The sequence below is a fragment of the Natrinema salsiterrestre genome, assembly GCF_029502005.1.
GTDB lineage: Archaea > Halobacteriota > Halobacteria > Halobacteriales > Natrialbaceae > Natrinema > Natrinema salsiterrestre.
Genome location: NZ_JAMQOT010000004.1, coordinates 350,810 through 364,971, shown reverse-complemented (window position 1 = coordinate 364,971; position 14,162 = coordinate 350,810). Strand labels below are relative to the sequence as shown.

At 66.9% G+C, this 14,162-nt stretch carries 11 protein-coding genes and 1 pseudogene; 7 read left to right on the top strand and 5 right to left on the bottom strand.

What is annotated here, in order from left to right; genetic code table 11:
- The first annotated feature begins 102 nt into the window (after positions 1-102).
- Both NDI89_RS13730 and NDI89_RS13725 read left to right on the top strand, forming a co-directional pair.
- On the top strand, positions 103-1,194 hold the full coding sequence (locus tag NDI89_RS13730) for an Mrp/NBP35 family ATP-binding protein (RefSeq protein WP_277522172.1): 1,092 nt from the start codon (positions 103-105) through the stop codon (positions 1,192-1,194).
- A gap of 140 nt (positions 1,195-1,334) precedes the next feature.
- Positions 1,335-1,661 (top strand): cupin domain-containing protein, encoded by a 327-nt coding sequence (locus tag NDI89_RS13725; protein WP_277522171.1) that lies wholly within the window; start codon positions 1,335-1,337, stop codon positions 1,659-1,661.
- 18 nt (positions 1,662-1,679) lie between these two features.
- Here NDI89_RS13725 and NDI89_RS13720 read toward each other — a convergent pair whose 3' ends face one another.
- The 3 genes from NDI89_RS13720 to NDI89_RS13710 all read right to left on the bottom strand — a co-directional run bounded on the left by NDI89_RS13720 (position 1,680) and on the right by NDI89_RS13710 (position 4,010).
- Entirely contained in the window at positions 1,680-2,813 is a 1,134-nt protein-coding gene (locus NDI89_RS13720) for an asparagine synthase C-terminal domain-containing protein (protein WP_277522170.1), read from the bottom strand.
- A 16-nt stretch (positions 2,814-2,829) separates the two neighbouring features.
- Positions 2,830-3,513, bottom strand: a complete 684-nt coding sequence (locus tag NDI89_RS13715; RefSeq protein ID WP_277522169.1) for a PHP domain-containing protein — start codon at positions 3,511-3,513, stop codon at positions 2,830-2,832.
- 104 nt (positions 3,514-3,617) lie between these two features.
- Entirely contained in the window at positions 3,618-4,010 is a 393-nt protein-coding gene (locus NDI89_RS13710) for a hypothetical protein (protein WP_277522168.1), read from the bottom strand.
- 141 nt (positions 4,011-4,151) lie between these two features.
- On the opposite strand from NDI89_RS13710, the gene purL reads away from it, so the two are divergent.
- The 3 genes from purL (at position 4,152) to NDI89_RS13695 (ending at position 9,301) form a co-directional block, all read left to right on the top strand.
- Positions 4,152-6,281, top strand: coding sequence for a phosphoribosylformylglycinamidine synthase subunit PurL (gene purL, locus NDI89_RS13705; RefSeq protein WP_277522167.1), 2,130 nt, complete (start codon positions 4,152-4,154; stop codon positions 6,279-6,281).
- A gap of 181 nt (positions 6,282-6,462) precedes the next feature.
- The gene (locus NDI89_RS13700) at positions 6,463-7,050 is read left to right on the top strand and encodes a HalX domain-containing protein (RefSeq protein ID WP_226006423.1); all 588 of its coding nucleotides are present in this window, start codon (positions 6,463-6,465) and stop codon (positions 7,048-7,050) included.
- Between the two features lie 412 nt (positions 7,051-7,462).
- Entirely contained in the window at positions 7,463-9,301 is a 1,839-nt protein-coding gene (locus NDI89_RS13695) for a PAS domain S-box protein (RefSeq protein WP_277522166.1), read from the top strand.
- Between the two features lie 56 nt (positions 9,302-9,357).
- Here NDI89_RS13695 and NDI89_RS13690 read toward each other — a convergent pair whose 3' ends face one another.
- Positions 9,358-11,217, bottom strand: a complete 1,860-nt coding sequence (locus NDI89_RS13690; protein WP_277522165.1) for a PAS domain-containing sensor histidine kinase — start codon at positions 11,215-11,217, stop codon at positions 9,358-9,360.
- 176 nt (positions 11,218-11,393) lie between these two features.
- Positions 11,394-12,377 carry an ornithine cyclodeaminase family protein gene (locus NDI89_RS13685; RefSeq protein WP_277522164.1) on the bottom strand — a complete coding sequence of 328 codons (984 nt, stop codon included), beginning with the start codon at positions 12,375-12,377 and terminating at the stop codon, positions 11,394-11,396.
- Positions 12,378-12,488: 111 nt separating this feature from the next.
- Between NDI89_RS13685 and NDI89_RS13680 the strand changes: the two genes are divergently transcribed.
- Positions 12,489-13,595: an NAD(P)/FAD-dependent oxidoreductase gene (locus NDI89_RS13680; RefSeq protein ID WP_277522163.1), complete on the top strand. Its 1,107-nt coding sequence runs from the start codon at positions 12,489-12,491 to the stop codon at positions 13,593-13,595.
- A gap of 147 nt (positions 13,596-13,742) precedes the next feature.
- Positions 13,743-14,158 (top strand): annotated as a pseudogene (locus NDI89_RS13675) (FAD-dependent oxidoreductase); the annotation flags it as partial.
- Positions 14,159-14,162: the final 4 nt, after the last annotated feature.

Below are 14,162 nucleotides of genomic sequence, written 5' to 3'. Positions count from 1 at the left end.
ACGACCGCTGTGTTCCAGTCTGCGGTCTCTCCTCTGCTCGCGTATCGAACCATCACACGTATGCCGTTCCGCCCCCTTCATTCGGCTACGTAGATCGACACTATGAGCATCACAGAACACGAGCTCGAAATCAAACTCGAGGGGGTCGAGGACCCGGAGCTCGGCGACGACATCATCTCGCTGGGACTGGTCAACGACGTCACGATCGACGACGAAACGGCCCGGATCTCGCTCGCGTTTAACGCGCCGTACGCGCCCTCGGAGCTGGAACTGGGGAACCGCATTCGCGAGGTCATTCAGGACGCCGGTCTCGAGGCCGACCTGCGGGCACACGTCGGCGAGGACCACGGCTTCGACGACGAGGTCCTCCCGCGCGTTCGCAACGTCATCGCCGTCTCCTCCGGGAAGGGTGGCGTCGGGAAAACGACCGTCGCGGCGAATCTCGCCGCCGGGCTCGACAAGCGGGGCGCGAACGTCGGGTTGCTCGACGCCGACATTCACGGCCCCAACGTTCCGCAGATCCTCCCTCCCGAGAGCGATCCCGGCGTGACGCCGAACGAGGAGATCGTGCCGCCCCGCTCGGACGGCGTCCGCATCATCAGCATGGGCATGATGATGGAAGACGACGACGACCCCGCGATCCTCCGCGGGCCGATGGTCAACAAGTTCATGATGAAGTTCCTCGAGGGCGTCGAGTGGGGTCGACTCGACTATCTCATCGTGGACCTGCCGCCGGGGACCGGCGACGCGACGCTGAACCTGCTGCAGTCGATGCCGGTGACCGGATCGGTCGTCGTCACGACGCCACAGGAGATGGCGCTGGACGACACCCGAAAGGGGATCCAGATGTTCAACAAACACGACACGCCGGTGTTGGGCGTCGTCGAGAACATGAGCTCGTTCATCTGCCCGTCCTGTGGCGACCAGCACGGGCTGTTCGGGACCGGCGGTGCGGACACCATCGTCGACAAGTACGACGTGCCGCTGCTGGGTCGCATTCCGATCCACCCGGACTTCGGAGCCGACGGCAGCGAGGGCGCACTCGTCAAGGACGACGACAGCGAGGTCCAGAGTCACCTCGAGGACGTCGTCGGCGAGGTCGCCGATCGGATCGGCGAACAGAACCGCCGAACGGTCGCCGAAAACGTCACGTACGAACCCACGAACAAGCTGCCGACCGAGACCGAAGACTGAGCGGGTACCGACTCGAGACGCGCTAGTTGGGTGTACCCACGTTTTCACGCCAGTCCCGATCGGAGAGCGACGCGTCCCCCTCGTCGAGCCGCCTCTCCGGTACCCCTGCCGTTAAATCGCGCCCGAGCGAATCGAGCCGTATGCTCGATACGTACGCCGAGTCGATCGCCGACCTCGAGCCGACCGACGGCGAGGTCGAGACCGCGGAACTGGTCGTCACCGACGACGTGCTCGTCAAGGCGTTCGCGCTCGGGCCGGGCGCGGAACTCGAGGCACACGACCACGCCGACAGTACGAACGTCTTCCACGTTCTCGAGGGGACGGTGACGGTGGTACAGGGGGACGAAAGCGAACGGATCGACGCGCCCGGCGTCGTCCACCACGAACGCGGCGTCGACCACGGCGCGAGAAACGAGACCGACGAGACCGTGATTTTCACCGCGAGCCTCTGTCCGCTCCCGTCCTGAGACGGAAACGGTCGCGGGTCACTCGCGTCGGGTCGGGCCGTCCTCGAGCAGCGCGGCGACGTACTTCGTGACGTGATCGTCGATTCGGCGCTTGTAGCCGGCCTGTCGAGCCAGCCGGTCGAGTTCGCGCGCCACGAGGCTGCCGTACTGGACCGCTTTCTTGTCCCGGGCAGCGACCTCGTCGGGCAGATACTCGGCGGCCACTCGCCGGAACCCCCGCTTTCGCTCGTCGTCGTCGGCCAGCAACTCGTCGGGCAGTCGGAGCGCCGCGTCGACGACGGCGTCGTGGAGGAAGGGGGCGACCGGCTCGAGGCCCGTCGCTTCGATCGTCAGGACGTCCCGCGGGAGCTGGGCGGGCAGACTGCGGATCCCCTCGCGGACCGCACCGCGGGTCGTCTCGGCGTCGACCCGGTGGTCGAGCCGGACGACCTTCTCGTAGCCCCCGAACAGTTCGTCGGCACCCTGACCGACGGCGAGGGCGTCGAACCCGTCCGCTGCGACGCGTTCGCCCACCAAGTAGAGGGGTAACGCGATCTGAACGTCCATCGCGTTCGTGCGACCGGTCGCACGAGCGACCTCGGGCGCGGCGCGCTCGAGGTCGGCCGGCTCGAGTTCGACGACCGCGAGGTCGCGTCCCATCGCGTCGGCGGCCGTGCGCGCGGCCGCGACGTCGTGACTGTCCGGGAAGCCGACGACGTACAGCGGCGCGTCGAGCAGTGCTGCGACCAGCGCCGAGTCGACGCCGCCCGAAAAGGCGACGGCGATATCGCGGTCGTCTCGGCGGACGGCGTTCGTCGCCGTTTCGATCGCGTTCTCGAGGCCCTCGAGTGCGGACTCGGGGCCGAGCGGGTCGGGATCGGGCAGCGGCCAGCGGGATTCGCGCTCGGGGACGGGGCCGTCGACGGGCGCGGCCGCGCCGGCCGGAAAGAGCGTCGGCGACTCGAGCGTCGTCGGCTCGAACGCCCACCTCGGGCCAGCCTCGTCCGTGCCGGGTTCGGTTTCGACGAACAGTGGCACCCGCCCGAGCACGTCGCGAACGAGTCGGCCGTCGATCGCTCCGGCGAATCCCGCCGTTCCCGGCAGGGGGTCGTTGCACTCGAGTGCGTCCCGAACGGTCGGTGGCTCGGCACCGCGAAGCGTCGCGTCGGTCATCGTGACTGAATCCCCGTCATCTGAGTAGTTTCAACACGTGGCTCACCCGTCGCGTGACGCCGCCGGCGAACTGCTGGACGCTGATCCGCCACGGCGTTCGCTTCCCTTCGACGGTCGTCCGGCCGTCGGCGATCGCCTCGAGGATGGCGTCGGCGGAGCGCTCGTCGGCGTCGACCCGGGTGACCGCCTGCCCGACCATCTCGCTGATGTGGGCGTCGCTGCCCGCGGTCATCGGCAGGTCGCGGGATTCGGCGTACCGCTCGGCCTGCCGGTTCGCCCGGCCGGTGAACAGGCGAGAGTTGTAGACCTCGATCGCGTCGCCAAGCGCGAGCTGGTCGCGGGTGATGCGGGCCATCACGCCGTGGCGGGCCTCCTGAAAGGGGTGTGGGACCACGGCCAGCCCCCCCTGGTCGTGGATCGCCTCGAGCGTCGATTCGAAGGAAAGGCCCGGCGGGACGGCCTCCTCGAGCCCGAGCCCGAGCACGTGCCCCGCCTTGCTCGAGATCTCCATCCCGGGAATCCCGACCAGTCCGTAGTCGGGGGCGCGCTCGACCGCCTCGAGGCTCGCGTCGATCTCGTCGTGGTCCGTCACCGCGATCGCGTCGAGGCCGACGGCCTCGGCCTGCTCGAGGATGAGCTCGATCGGATCGCGGCCGTCGTAGGACAGCGACGAATGCGTGTGAAGTTCGACCGACAGCACGAGCGCACGTTTAGGCGGCCTGATCAAAAACGACTCGGTCCGCCCGTTCGGTCGGAGCACCGTCGTCCCGGCTCGAGCCCGACCGGATTCGATCGGACAGTGCGTTACTGCTGCTCGTTCCAGGGATCGGACGTGTGAGCGTCGATTTCGTACGCCGACGACGCGCGTTCCTGCTGGATCCGTTCGTCGACCAGCTCCGGTATCGCCCCCGCGCGGTCGGGTCCGTTCCCGGTTTGCCAGCCGACGACGAGGACGATGCCGGCGCCGACCGCGCCGAGAAGCGCGTTTCCGGACGCGACGCCGTAGCCCACCCCGATCGCTGCGAAGGCCCCGAGCACGAGGCGGCGGACCCACAGTCGGTTTCGCACTTCATTTTCGTGGACCGCGACGATTCGTTCCCCCTCCCCCGCCGGAACCGATCGATAGCTGGGACCGTCCGCGGTCTCGTATCGAAGCACGTCGACCAGTTCCGGGTATTCGACGCTGTCGTCGACCATACGTCCCCCGGGTCACACTGCCCGATAGTAAACGTTTCCGACAGGAGAACCGGTCCGTCTCGCGACGGCGAGCACCGCCGATCAATGCACGACCGTGGATATGGAAACCCCTTTACTGTCCGACTTCCACCACCGACATGAATGAGTCTTGCCGATTCGGACCGCGAACTCGTCGTCTCCGAGCTGGACCGGGAGCCGACTCGAGCGGAGGCGGCGCTGTTCGAGAACCTCTGGAGCGAACACTGCGCGTACCGCTCCTCGCGACCGCTGCTATCGGCCTTCGACAGCGAGGGCGAGCAGGTCGTCGTCGGGCCGGGCGACGACGCGGCGGTCGTCGGGTTGGACGACGAGACGTACATCACGATGGGAATCGAGAGCCACAACCACCCCTCCTACGTGGACCCGTTCGACGGCGCGGCGACGGGCGTCGGCGGCATCGTCCGGGACACACTCTCGATGGGCGCCTACCCGATCGCGCTCGCGGACTCGCTGTACTTCGGCGAGTTCGAGGACGAGCACTCGAAGTACCTCTTCGAGGGCGTCGTCGAGGGAATCAGTCACTACGGCAACTGCATCGGCGTCCCCACGGTCGCGGGGAGCGTTGACTTCCACCCCGATTACGAGGGGAACCCGCTGGTCAACGTCGCCTGCGTCGGCCTCACGAACGAGGACCGCCTCGTCACCGCCGAGGCCCAGGATCCCGGCAACAAACTCGTGCTGGTCGGGAACGGCACGGGTCGAGACGGGCTCGGCGGCGCGAGCTTCGCCAGCGAAGACCTCGCGGAGGACGCCGAGACCGAGGATCGGCCGGCGGTCCAGGTGGGCGACCCCTACGCCGAGAAGCTCCTCATCGAGGCCAACGAGCAACTCGTCGACGAGGACCTGATCGAATCGGCTCGGGACCTCGGCGCCGCCGGCCTCGGCGGTGCCTCGAGCGAGATGGTCGCCAAGGCCGACCTCGGCGCACACATCGAACTCGAGCGGGTCCACCAGCGCGAGCCGAACATGAACGCGCTCGAGATCCTCCTCGCGGAGTCCCAGGAACGGATGTGTTACGAGGTCGAGCCGGAGAACGTCGACCGCGTGCGCGAAATCGTCGAGCGGTTCGATCTGGGCTGTTCAGTTATCGGCGAGGTCACCGACGGAAACTACGTCTGCACCTTTGACGGTGAATCCGTCGTCGACGTCGACGCGTACTTCCTCGGCGAGGGCGCGCCGATGAACGATCTCGCGTCCGAGGAGCCCGCCCAGCCCGAAACCGACCTCCCCGGAGTCGATCTCGAGGAGGCGTTCGATACGATCGTCTCGAGTCCGAACACCGCCTCGAAGCGGTGGGTCTACCGGCAGTACGACCACGAAGTCGGCGTGCGCACGAGCGTCGGGCCGGGCGACGACGCGGCCATTATCGCGGTCCGGGAGGCCGAACAGGGCCTCGCCCTCTCCTCCGGGGCCGCGCCGAACTGGACCGACGTCGCACCGCGCGAGGGCGCTCGCGCGATCGCGCTCGAGAACGCGACGAACATCGCAGCTAAGGGCGCGACGCCGCTCGCCGCGGTCGACTGCCTCAACGGCGGCAACCCGGAGAAGCCGGACGTGTACGGCGGGTTCAGGGGGATCGTGGACGGGCTCGCCGAGATGTGCGAAACCCTCTCGACGCCGGTCGTCGGCGGGAACGTCTCGCTGTACAACGACTCCGTCGCGGGCCCGATCCCGCCGACGCCGACGCTGGCGATGGTCGGCTCGAAGGACGGCTACGACGCCCCGCCGCTGTCGGTCGAGCCCGACGGCGACCTCCTTCTCGTCGGCGATCTCGGTCTCGAGACCGGCGAGCCGCGACTGGGCGGCTCCGAGTACCTCGCCCGGTTCGACGGCAGCGACGCCTTCCCCGAACTTCCATCGGATCCGGCGGCCGTCGTCGAGACCCTCGCTGCGGTCGCGAACGACGACGCGACGCTCGCGGTTCACGACGTCAGCCACGGCGGGCTCGCCGTCTCGCTCGCCGAAATGGTCACGGAGGACGCCGGTCTCGAGGTGGCGATTCCGAGCGACGATCCGGCGGGCGCGTTGTTCCACGAACAGCCGGGACGCGCACTCGTCCAGACGGAGTCGCCCGCGGCGGTCCGCGAGGCGTTCGACGGCGTCGCGCCGGTCGTCGAACTCGGCTCGGCGACCGACGACGGCCGGCTCGAGATCGACGCCGGTCGGACGCTGACGGCCGACGCGGCCGAGATCCGCGAGCGCCGCGGGACGATCGAACGGGAACTCGAGTGACAGCGCGAGTCGTTCGGAACGGTGTCGTCCGGACCGCAGTCGGGGTCGACCGACCCAGTGCTTCATCAGTGTGTCTCGAACCGGACCGGTCCCGGCACGCGGTTCTCGACGGACTGTCCGGTATATTGATATACGATCGGGCTAATTCGTCCAACGAACAGACGCTCCCGGAGGAAGTTCGATGACTACCGACACCCCGTCCGTCCTGATCGTCGAAGACGAGCCAGACCTCGCGAACCTGTACGCCGCCTGGCTCGATGACGAATGCGACGTCGAGACGGCCTACGACGGCAACGAAGCGCTGGACGCTATCGACGAAACGATCGACGTCGTCCTCCTCGACCGGCGGATGCCGGGTCTCTCGGGGGATACCGTTCTCGACACGATTCGAGACCGTGCGCTCGACTGTCGGGTTGCGATGGTGACGGCCGTCGAACCCGACTTCGACATCATCGAGATGGGATTCGACGATTACCTCGTCAAACCGGTCTCGAACGACGAACTGGTCGAAATCATCGACCAACTGCTCCTGCGAGGGACGTACGACGAACAGTTACAGGAGTTTTTCGCACTCGCGTCGAAGAAGGCGCTGCTGGATGATCAGAAAACCGAACCCGAGCGCAAGTCGAGCCAGGAGTACGCCGAACTCAAGGATCGGCTTGCCGTCCTCCGCGTCCAGGTCAACGACACGATCCAGGAGCTCCTGGAGCAGGACGGCTATCGACAACTGTGTCGGGATATTACGAGCGAGTCGGTCCTCCAGGAGTGACTGCCTCGGTGGACGCTGTGACCGTCACGTAGCGAACGCCCGCAGCCGACGCCGTCGGAGGAAACCGGACCCCGAAATCGGTGTCGCGTGATCACCCGACAGGACGCCGTGTTGCAGTTTCGAAGCCGTTCTCGAGGCGATCCGACCGGAACGCGACGCGTTTCGAGACCGGCAGCAGCGGCGGACCGTCTCCACCGTTCCGTGAGCGATCGAACCGCCACGGAGGACGATCGGATCGAAACGCGATGTAGTTATAAATTATACTTTTACATAAGTACCAGATCTCATACGTTCTCCATACTGTGTATACGGATCTAGTAACTGACTGAATAGGGCCGATAAGGCTGATTCCTTTCGAATGACTGCATCCGTTGCCAGAACGATTATGTCGATCGGGGCGATATATAAAGTAATGGAAGATCCCGTTCGGGTCCTTTTCGTCGCTCCCGAAGGGACTCTCGCTGAGGAAGCCGCGGCCGTTCTCGAGCGTGACGGCGACGGATTAGTCGTCGAAACGGCGGCCACCGCGCGTGACGGTCTCGAGTATCTCGCGGATCACGAGGTCGACTGCATCCTCTCGGGCTACCACCTGTCCGACCGAACCGGTGTCGAATTTCTCGAGGCCGTCCGCGCGAACGATCCCGATCTCCCGTTTGTCCTGTGGCCGAACGACGGCTCCGAAGAGATAGCCAGCGACGCGATATCGGCGGGCGTCACCGACTATCTCGGGCCGGAATGCGATACCGAGCAGTACGAGTTCGTGGGGGACCGAATCCGAGCGGCGGTCGATCGATCGCGGACGCGAACGGAGTCGAACCCGCGTGCCGAAGCGAGCGTGTCCTCGATCGACGGTGTCGCGATTCCCGACGGAGACCACCGGTACCGGTCGCTCGCTGAGCTCGATGCCCTGTTCGAACACTCGCCGGACATGATCGACGTCCACGACGCGGATGGGAGAATTCTCGACGTCAACGAGCGACTCTGCGAGGTCGTGGGTCAGTCCCCGGACGACCTCATCGGAAAGCGCGTCTGGGACATCGACGAGACGCTCGAGTCGGCGGACCTCCGCGATATCTGGGACCGGACCGAGGTCGGGGAACGACTGCGATTCGAAACCGAATACCGTCGAACCGATGGTTCGACCGTCCCCGTAGAAGTCCACGTCGTCCGCCTCGATATCGACCACGCGGATCGCTTCGTCGCGATCTCGCGAGACATCTCCGATCGCAAGGACCGCGAGGCCGAGTTCCGACGCAACACGCGAGCGATGGACGAAGCGCCCATCGGGATTACGATCAGCGAGCCTGCCCAGAAGGACAACGAGATGATATACATCAACGAGAAGTTCGAGGAGATGACGGGGTACGCCGAAGCGGAGGCGATCGGTGAAAACTGTCGGTTCCTCCAGGGGGAGGAAACGCGCGAGGAGCCGGTGGCCGAGATGCGAGCGGCCATCGACGAGCAGGAGCCGGTCTCCGTCGAACTCAGGAACTACCGAAGGGACGGGACGATGTTCTGGAATCGCGTCACGATCGCCCCCGTCGAAGACGAGAGCGGCACGATCACCAACTGGGTCGGCTTTCAGGAAGACATCACCGACCGGAAGGAAGGGGAACGGAAACTCCAGCGGCAGAACGACCAACTCGAGGAGTTCGCGTCCGTCGTCAGTCACGATCTCCGGAATCCACTCAACGTCGCGGCGGGGAGACTCGAACTCCTTCGCGAGGAGTGTGAGAGCGAGTACCTCGACGACATCGCGTGGGCCCATCGGCGTATGAACGATCTGATCGACGATCTCCTGACGCTGGCACGGGAGGGGGAACGGATTCGTCACCCCGAACGGGTCGATCTCGCGGCGCTCGCGCGGGACTGCTGGCGGAACGTCGAGACGACTCGCGCGACGATCAGTACCGATATCGCTCGACCGATCCGGGCCGATCGGGGGCGGCTCCAGCAACTACTGGAGAACCTCATGCGGAACGCCGTGGAGCACGGCGGTGAGGACGTGAGCGTCACTATCGGTGAGCTGGCCGACGGCTTCTACGTGGCGGACGACGGCCCGGGAATCCCGGAACGCGAGCGCGAGGAGGTGTTCGATATGGGCTACTCCACCTCGACGGACGGAACCGGCTTCGGGCTCTCGATCGTCGAACAGATCGCCGACGCCCACGACTGGGGGGTTCGAGTGACCGACGGCGATCGCGGCGGCGCTCGGTTCGAAATCCGGAACGTCACGTTCGCGGACGACTGAAACTGAGCGGCCGCGAGCCATCGGCCGCCGGGACCGTCGCCGGCTCGACCGATCGATCATCCCTCGAGCCGGCGCTCGAGCGTCGTGACGTCTCGGATTTCGATGCGCGTGCCGCCGTTCGCGCCGTTCGTGACGGTACAGTCCCAGTCGTGGGCCTCGGCGATCGCTCGAACGAGCGCGAGTCCGAGGCCGTCGATCGCGGTGTCGTCGTCGGCGGTCGGGTCGAGCACGCGCTCGTGTGCGTTCGGGGGAATCTCTTCGGCGTCGTCGAGCACGAAGAAGCCCCGATCCCCGTCGTCGTCGAACCCGACCAGACCGATCCGGATCGTGACGTCGGTGTCTCCCCGGGCGACGGCGCTGTCGAAGGCCGTCTGGAGGAGGTGGGCGAACCGATCGGGATCGGCGCGGAGCGCGGCCGCCCCCTCGACGACGACGGCGTCCTCCGCGAGCCGGGAGTGGCTAGCGGCGCCGGTAACGGCCTCTTCGAGGCGGAGCCGACTCCGGGTACCGACGGCCGTCGCGTTGCGGGCGAACTCGCGGACGTCGTCGACGAGCCGCTCGGCCCGGTCGAGGGTCGTTTCGACCGTATCCTCCGCGAGCGGGAACTCCCACTCCTCGGCCGCGTCCTCCTCGAGGGCGTCGGCGACGCTCTCCAGTTGCTGTTTCAAGTCGTTCGAGAGGACTTCGGCGACGGCCTCGAGGCGTTCGGTCTGGCGCTCGAGTTCGTCCGTCCGGTCCCGGAGGACCCGCTCCCGGTCGGCTCGATCGAGGGCGGCCCGCGTGTTCTCGACGAGCGTCGAGATGAGGTCGACGTCCGTCTCGTCGAATCGATGGGGGTCGAGCGCTCCCGTCATGAGGACTCCGCGTGTGCCGATCGGTGCGATGATCTCCGATCGGAGCGGCGTGTCCGGGTTGTAGAGTTCGTCGACCGTCTCGAGGTCGTCGAACAGCTCTACGTCGCCGCCTTCGAAGACGTCCCAGACGAGCCCTTCGCCGGGGTTGAACCGCGGGAGACCGCCGAACTCGTCGTGGGCACCGGCGGTGCCGGCGACCGGTTCGAGATACCCCTGTTCCTCCTCGAGCAACCAGATCCCGCTGATGGGGAGCTCGAGCAGGTCGCTGCCCGCGTGGACGGCGATCGCACAGATCTCCTCGGGATCGTCGGACTCGAGGAGCCACCGCGTGATCTCGTGGAGGGATTCGACGACGCGGTCGTACTCGTACTGATCGGTGACGTCCCTGACGACGGTCGCGACGGTCGCGGTGTCGTCCTCGATCGGGACGAAGCGGAACTCCCCCATCCGGTCGTCCCCGTTCGGACCGACGTAGGGAACCTCGAGTTGGCGGCGATCCGCGTTGCCGATGTCGACGTCCGTGATCGCCTGCCCGATATCGACGGCGCGTCTGTCGTCGATCCCCGCCAGGGTGGTCAGCGTCTCGACGTGTTCGCCGACGAGTGCCGACCGATCAGTGTCGAGAATCTCCTCGGTCGCACCGTTTACCGTGACGATCTCGCGGTTCCGATCGAGCGTGACGACGGCGTCGTGAACCGCTTCGACGACCGCGGCGTGCTGAGCCAGCGTCCGCTCCTGCGCTTTGCGCTCGGTCACGTCACGCATGTACACGGACAGACCTGTTTCGGAGGGATACGCGCGGGCTTCGAACCACGTCTCGAGTTCCGTGTGGTAGATTTCGAAGGAGACCGGGACCTGTTCGTCCATCGCCCGGTGGAACCCGTCGGGGAACTGCGTCTCGACGGTCTGGGGGAACTCGTCCCACATGACCCGACCGATCAGCTCGCTGCGGGTGCGCTCGAGCAACGTTTCGGCCCGTTCGTTGAGGTAGGTGAAGCGAAACCCCGTATCGAGTGCGAAGAAGGGGTCGGTAACGCGGTCGACGGTCGGAATGGATCGCATCGTCACGACGCTCCACCCCGTCCCCCGCCGGACGACGGATCCGATCCCCCCTTCCGCCCGAGGCTATCGCCTCTCACAGCCGTTGTGGTCATCGACAGACAGTCAGGGTACTGTTAGGGAAACCCCTATTTCAGTGTCGTGGCCGAGCGATCGATTGTGACTCGGTCGCACAGTAGTCAGAGGGTGACCGCCGTTCCCGATCCGCTCTCTCGAGCGCGTTCGAAGACGAATTCTGCGGCGGCAGCGTCTAGTACGGCCGTTCCGACGCTTTTGCAAACGATGATCTCCGACGCCGCTTCGCGTCCTCGACGACCGGCGACCACGTCACCGAACGGCTGAACCGCGAGTGCAGCGCGTTCGCGGAGATCGCCGGTCTCGCGCGCTTCGTTCGGTACGTCCGCGAAGACGCGGTCCGCCCGGTCTATCGTCGCGTCGTCCAGTTCGCGCATCGCCGGCGTGTAGGCACCGACGGCGATCACGAGCGTCCCATCGGCCAGCGCGTTCCCCGGGAACACCGGCGCCGTGCTCGTGGTCGCCGTGACGACGACGGACGCACCGTCCACGGCGTCGCGGGGACTCGAGACCGGCGTCGCGGGCACGCCGAGTTCGGCTTCGAGGTCGTCGGCACAGGCCGTCCGGGAGTCGCTGGGCGAGTAGACGCGGATCGACTCGAGCCGGTCGGTCGCGGCGGCGATGGCCCGCGCCTGCCAGCGAGCCTGCGTGCCCGCACCGATCACGGCCAGGTCGATCGGTTCGTCGGTCGCGAGTTCCCTGGCCGCGAGGCCCCCGATACACCCGGTTCGAGCGCTGGTGACGCGGTTCCCCGCGAGGTAGCCGACCGGCTGGCCGGTTTCCGCGTCGGCGAGCGCGATCTGTGCGGTGACGGTCGGGAGCCCGCGCTCGGGGTTGCCCTCGACGACCGTCACGAGCTTCGTCGCCGCGTACGCCGCGCCGTGAACGTACGCCGGCATGCAGAGGCCGGTTCCCGTCGGCTCCCCGGGTGCGTCCGGATCGGTTCCCGTTCCGATCGGGTAGTGGGGCCGCTCCGGTCGTTCGACCGCGCCCGCTCGCTGCTTTTCGAACGCGTCGGCGACGACCGGCAGGAGCGCCTCGAGCTCGAGTACCGACGCGACGTCGTCGTCGGAGAGCACGCGAACCATACGGACACGTCGGCAGATGGCCACTTCAGTCGTACTGCTAGCTCGCGGGACCGAGGCCCGTCGCTCGAGTGGACGGGTAGTTGTTTGATGCCCGGTGTGGTACCAACGATCATGGACATCGTCATCGTCGGCGGCGGGATCATCGGGACGGCGATCGCGGCTCGCCTCGGCGACGCCGATCACGACGTCACGCTCCTCGAGCGCTCGCGGATCGGCGGCGAAACGACGGCGGCGTCCGCGGGCATCCTGATGGAAACCATCGTCGCACCGACGCCGTTCGACCTGCGATTCCGTGCGCGCTCCCGTTCAGTCTACCGACGACTGTTCGACCGCGAGCCGCTCGAGTCGGAGCGGATCGGGACGGTTTACGTCGCCGAAACGGCGGCGTTCGCGGAGCGGCTCGAAGAATCCGCGGAGACCCTTCGCGAACACGGCGTCGAGGCCTCGTTTCTGGCGGCGGCGGCGGTCGAGCGGCTCGGTATCGACTCCGACGGATTCGTCGGGGGACTCCACACGCCGAACGACCGCGTCTGTGACGCGACCGCCCTCGCGACCCGGTTCGCGGCGTGCGCTCGCCGGAACGGTGCCGAGGTTCGAATCGGCGTGACCGTGACTGACGTGATCGCGCGCGACCGCGACGGCTCCGTCTCGGGCATCGAAACAGACGGGGGTCGACTGCAGGCCGACTGCGTCATCAATGCGACCGGTCCGTGGGCTCCGAAACTGAACGACACGGTCGGCGTCTCGCTCCCGCTCGGGCACACGCTGGGACCGATGGTCGAACTCGAGGCGACCGAACCGATCGACGGCCCGGTGACGATCCTCGAGTCCAAGCGGTACGTTCGACCCACCGGCGGTACCGACGGGGACGGTGCGTGGGTCGGCGAGTACCGAACGGAGTACATCGACGGGCAATGTTACGATCCACACCGGTGTAGCGTTTCGGACGACTTTCGCGAGACCGCGACCGACGTTGCGGGCGTCGTCCCAGCACTCGAGGGCACGACGGTCGTCGACGAGTGGATCGGCCTCCGAACCGTCACCCCGGACGGTCGGCCCATCGTCGGCGAGACGAGCGTCGACGGGTTCGTCGTCGCCTGCGGGATGTCGGGTCAGGGAGTGACGCTCGCGCCCGCCGTCGCGGACGTCGTCTACGACGTGCTCGAGGGGAACGTGGACGAGGACCATCGGCTGTACCTCTCGCCCGACCGCTTCTGACGGCGGCCCACCGCTACGGTCGTCGCTCCGGCCGGACGAATCGCCTCCGTTCCGGCTCTCGTTCTCGAGCGAACCCTTTTCGATCGGGTTGTCGTTAGGGACCACATGACGGTACTCGTGATCGGCGGCATCGTCGGCCTCTCGAGCGCGTACGAACTCGCTACCCGCGGCGTCGACGCGCTGATCGGCGGGCACTTCGGCGAGTCCGATTCGGTCGCCGAGCCCGACGCCTGGGATCGGTCGATCGACTTCTCGTGGGCCGCCGGCGCCCTCGAGACCGTCTCCGAGTGGACCTCCTACTTCGGCCCCGAGTCGGCGCTCAAGCGCGGCTGAGCGGGGCTCTACGCGGTGACGCCCGACGATACCGCAATCGTCGAAGAGACGGGTCCCGGCTTCGTCACCGCGGCCGGCTTCTCCGGCCACGGGTTCCAGCACGCGCCCGCGACCGAACGGCTCGTCGCCGAACTCGTCACCGAGGGGCCGCCTCGCTCGTCGACGTCGAACCGCTCTCGAGCGATCGGTTCGAAACCGGGACGACGCGCGCGGAGACGAACGTCGTTTAATACA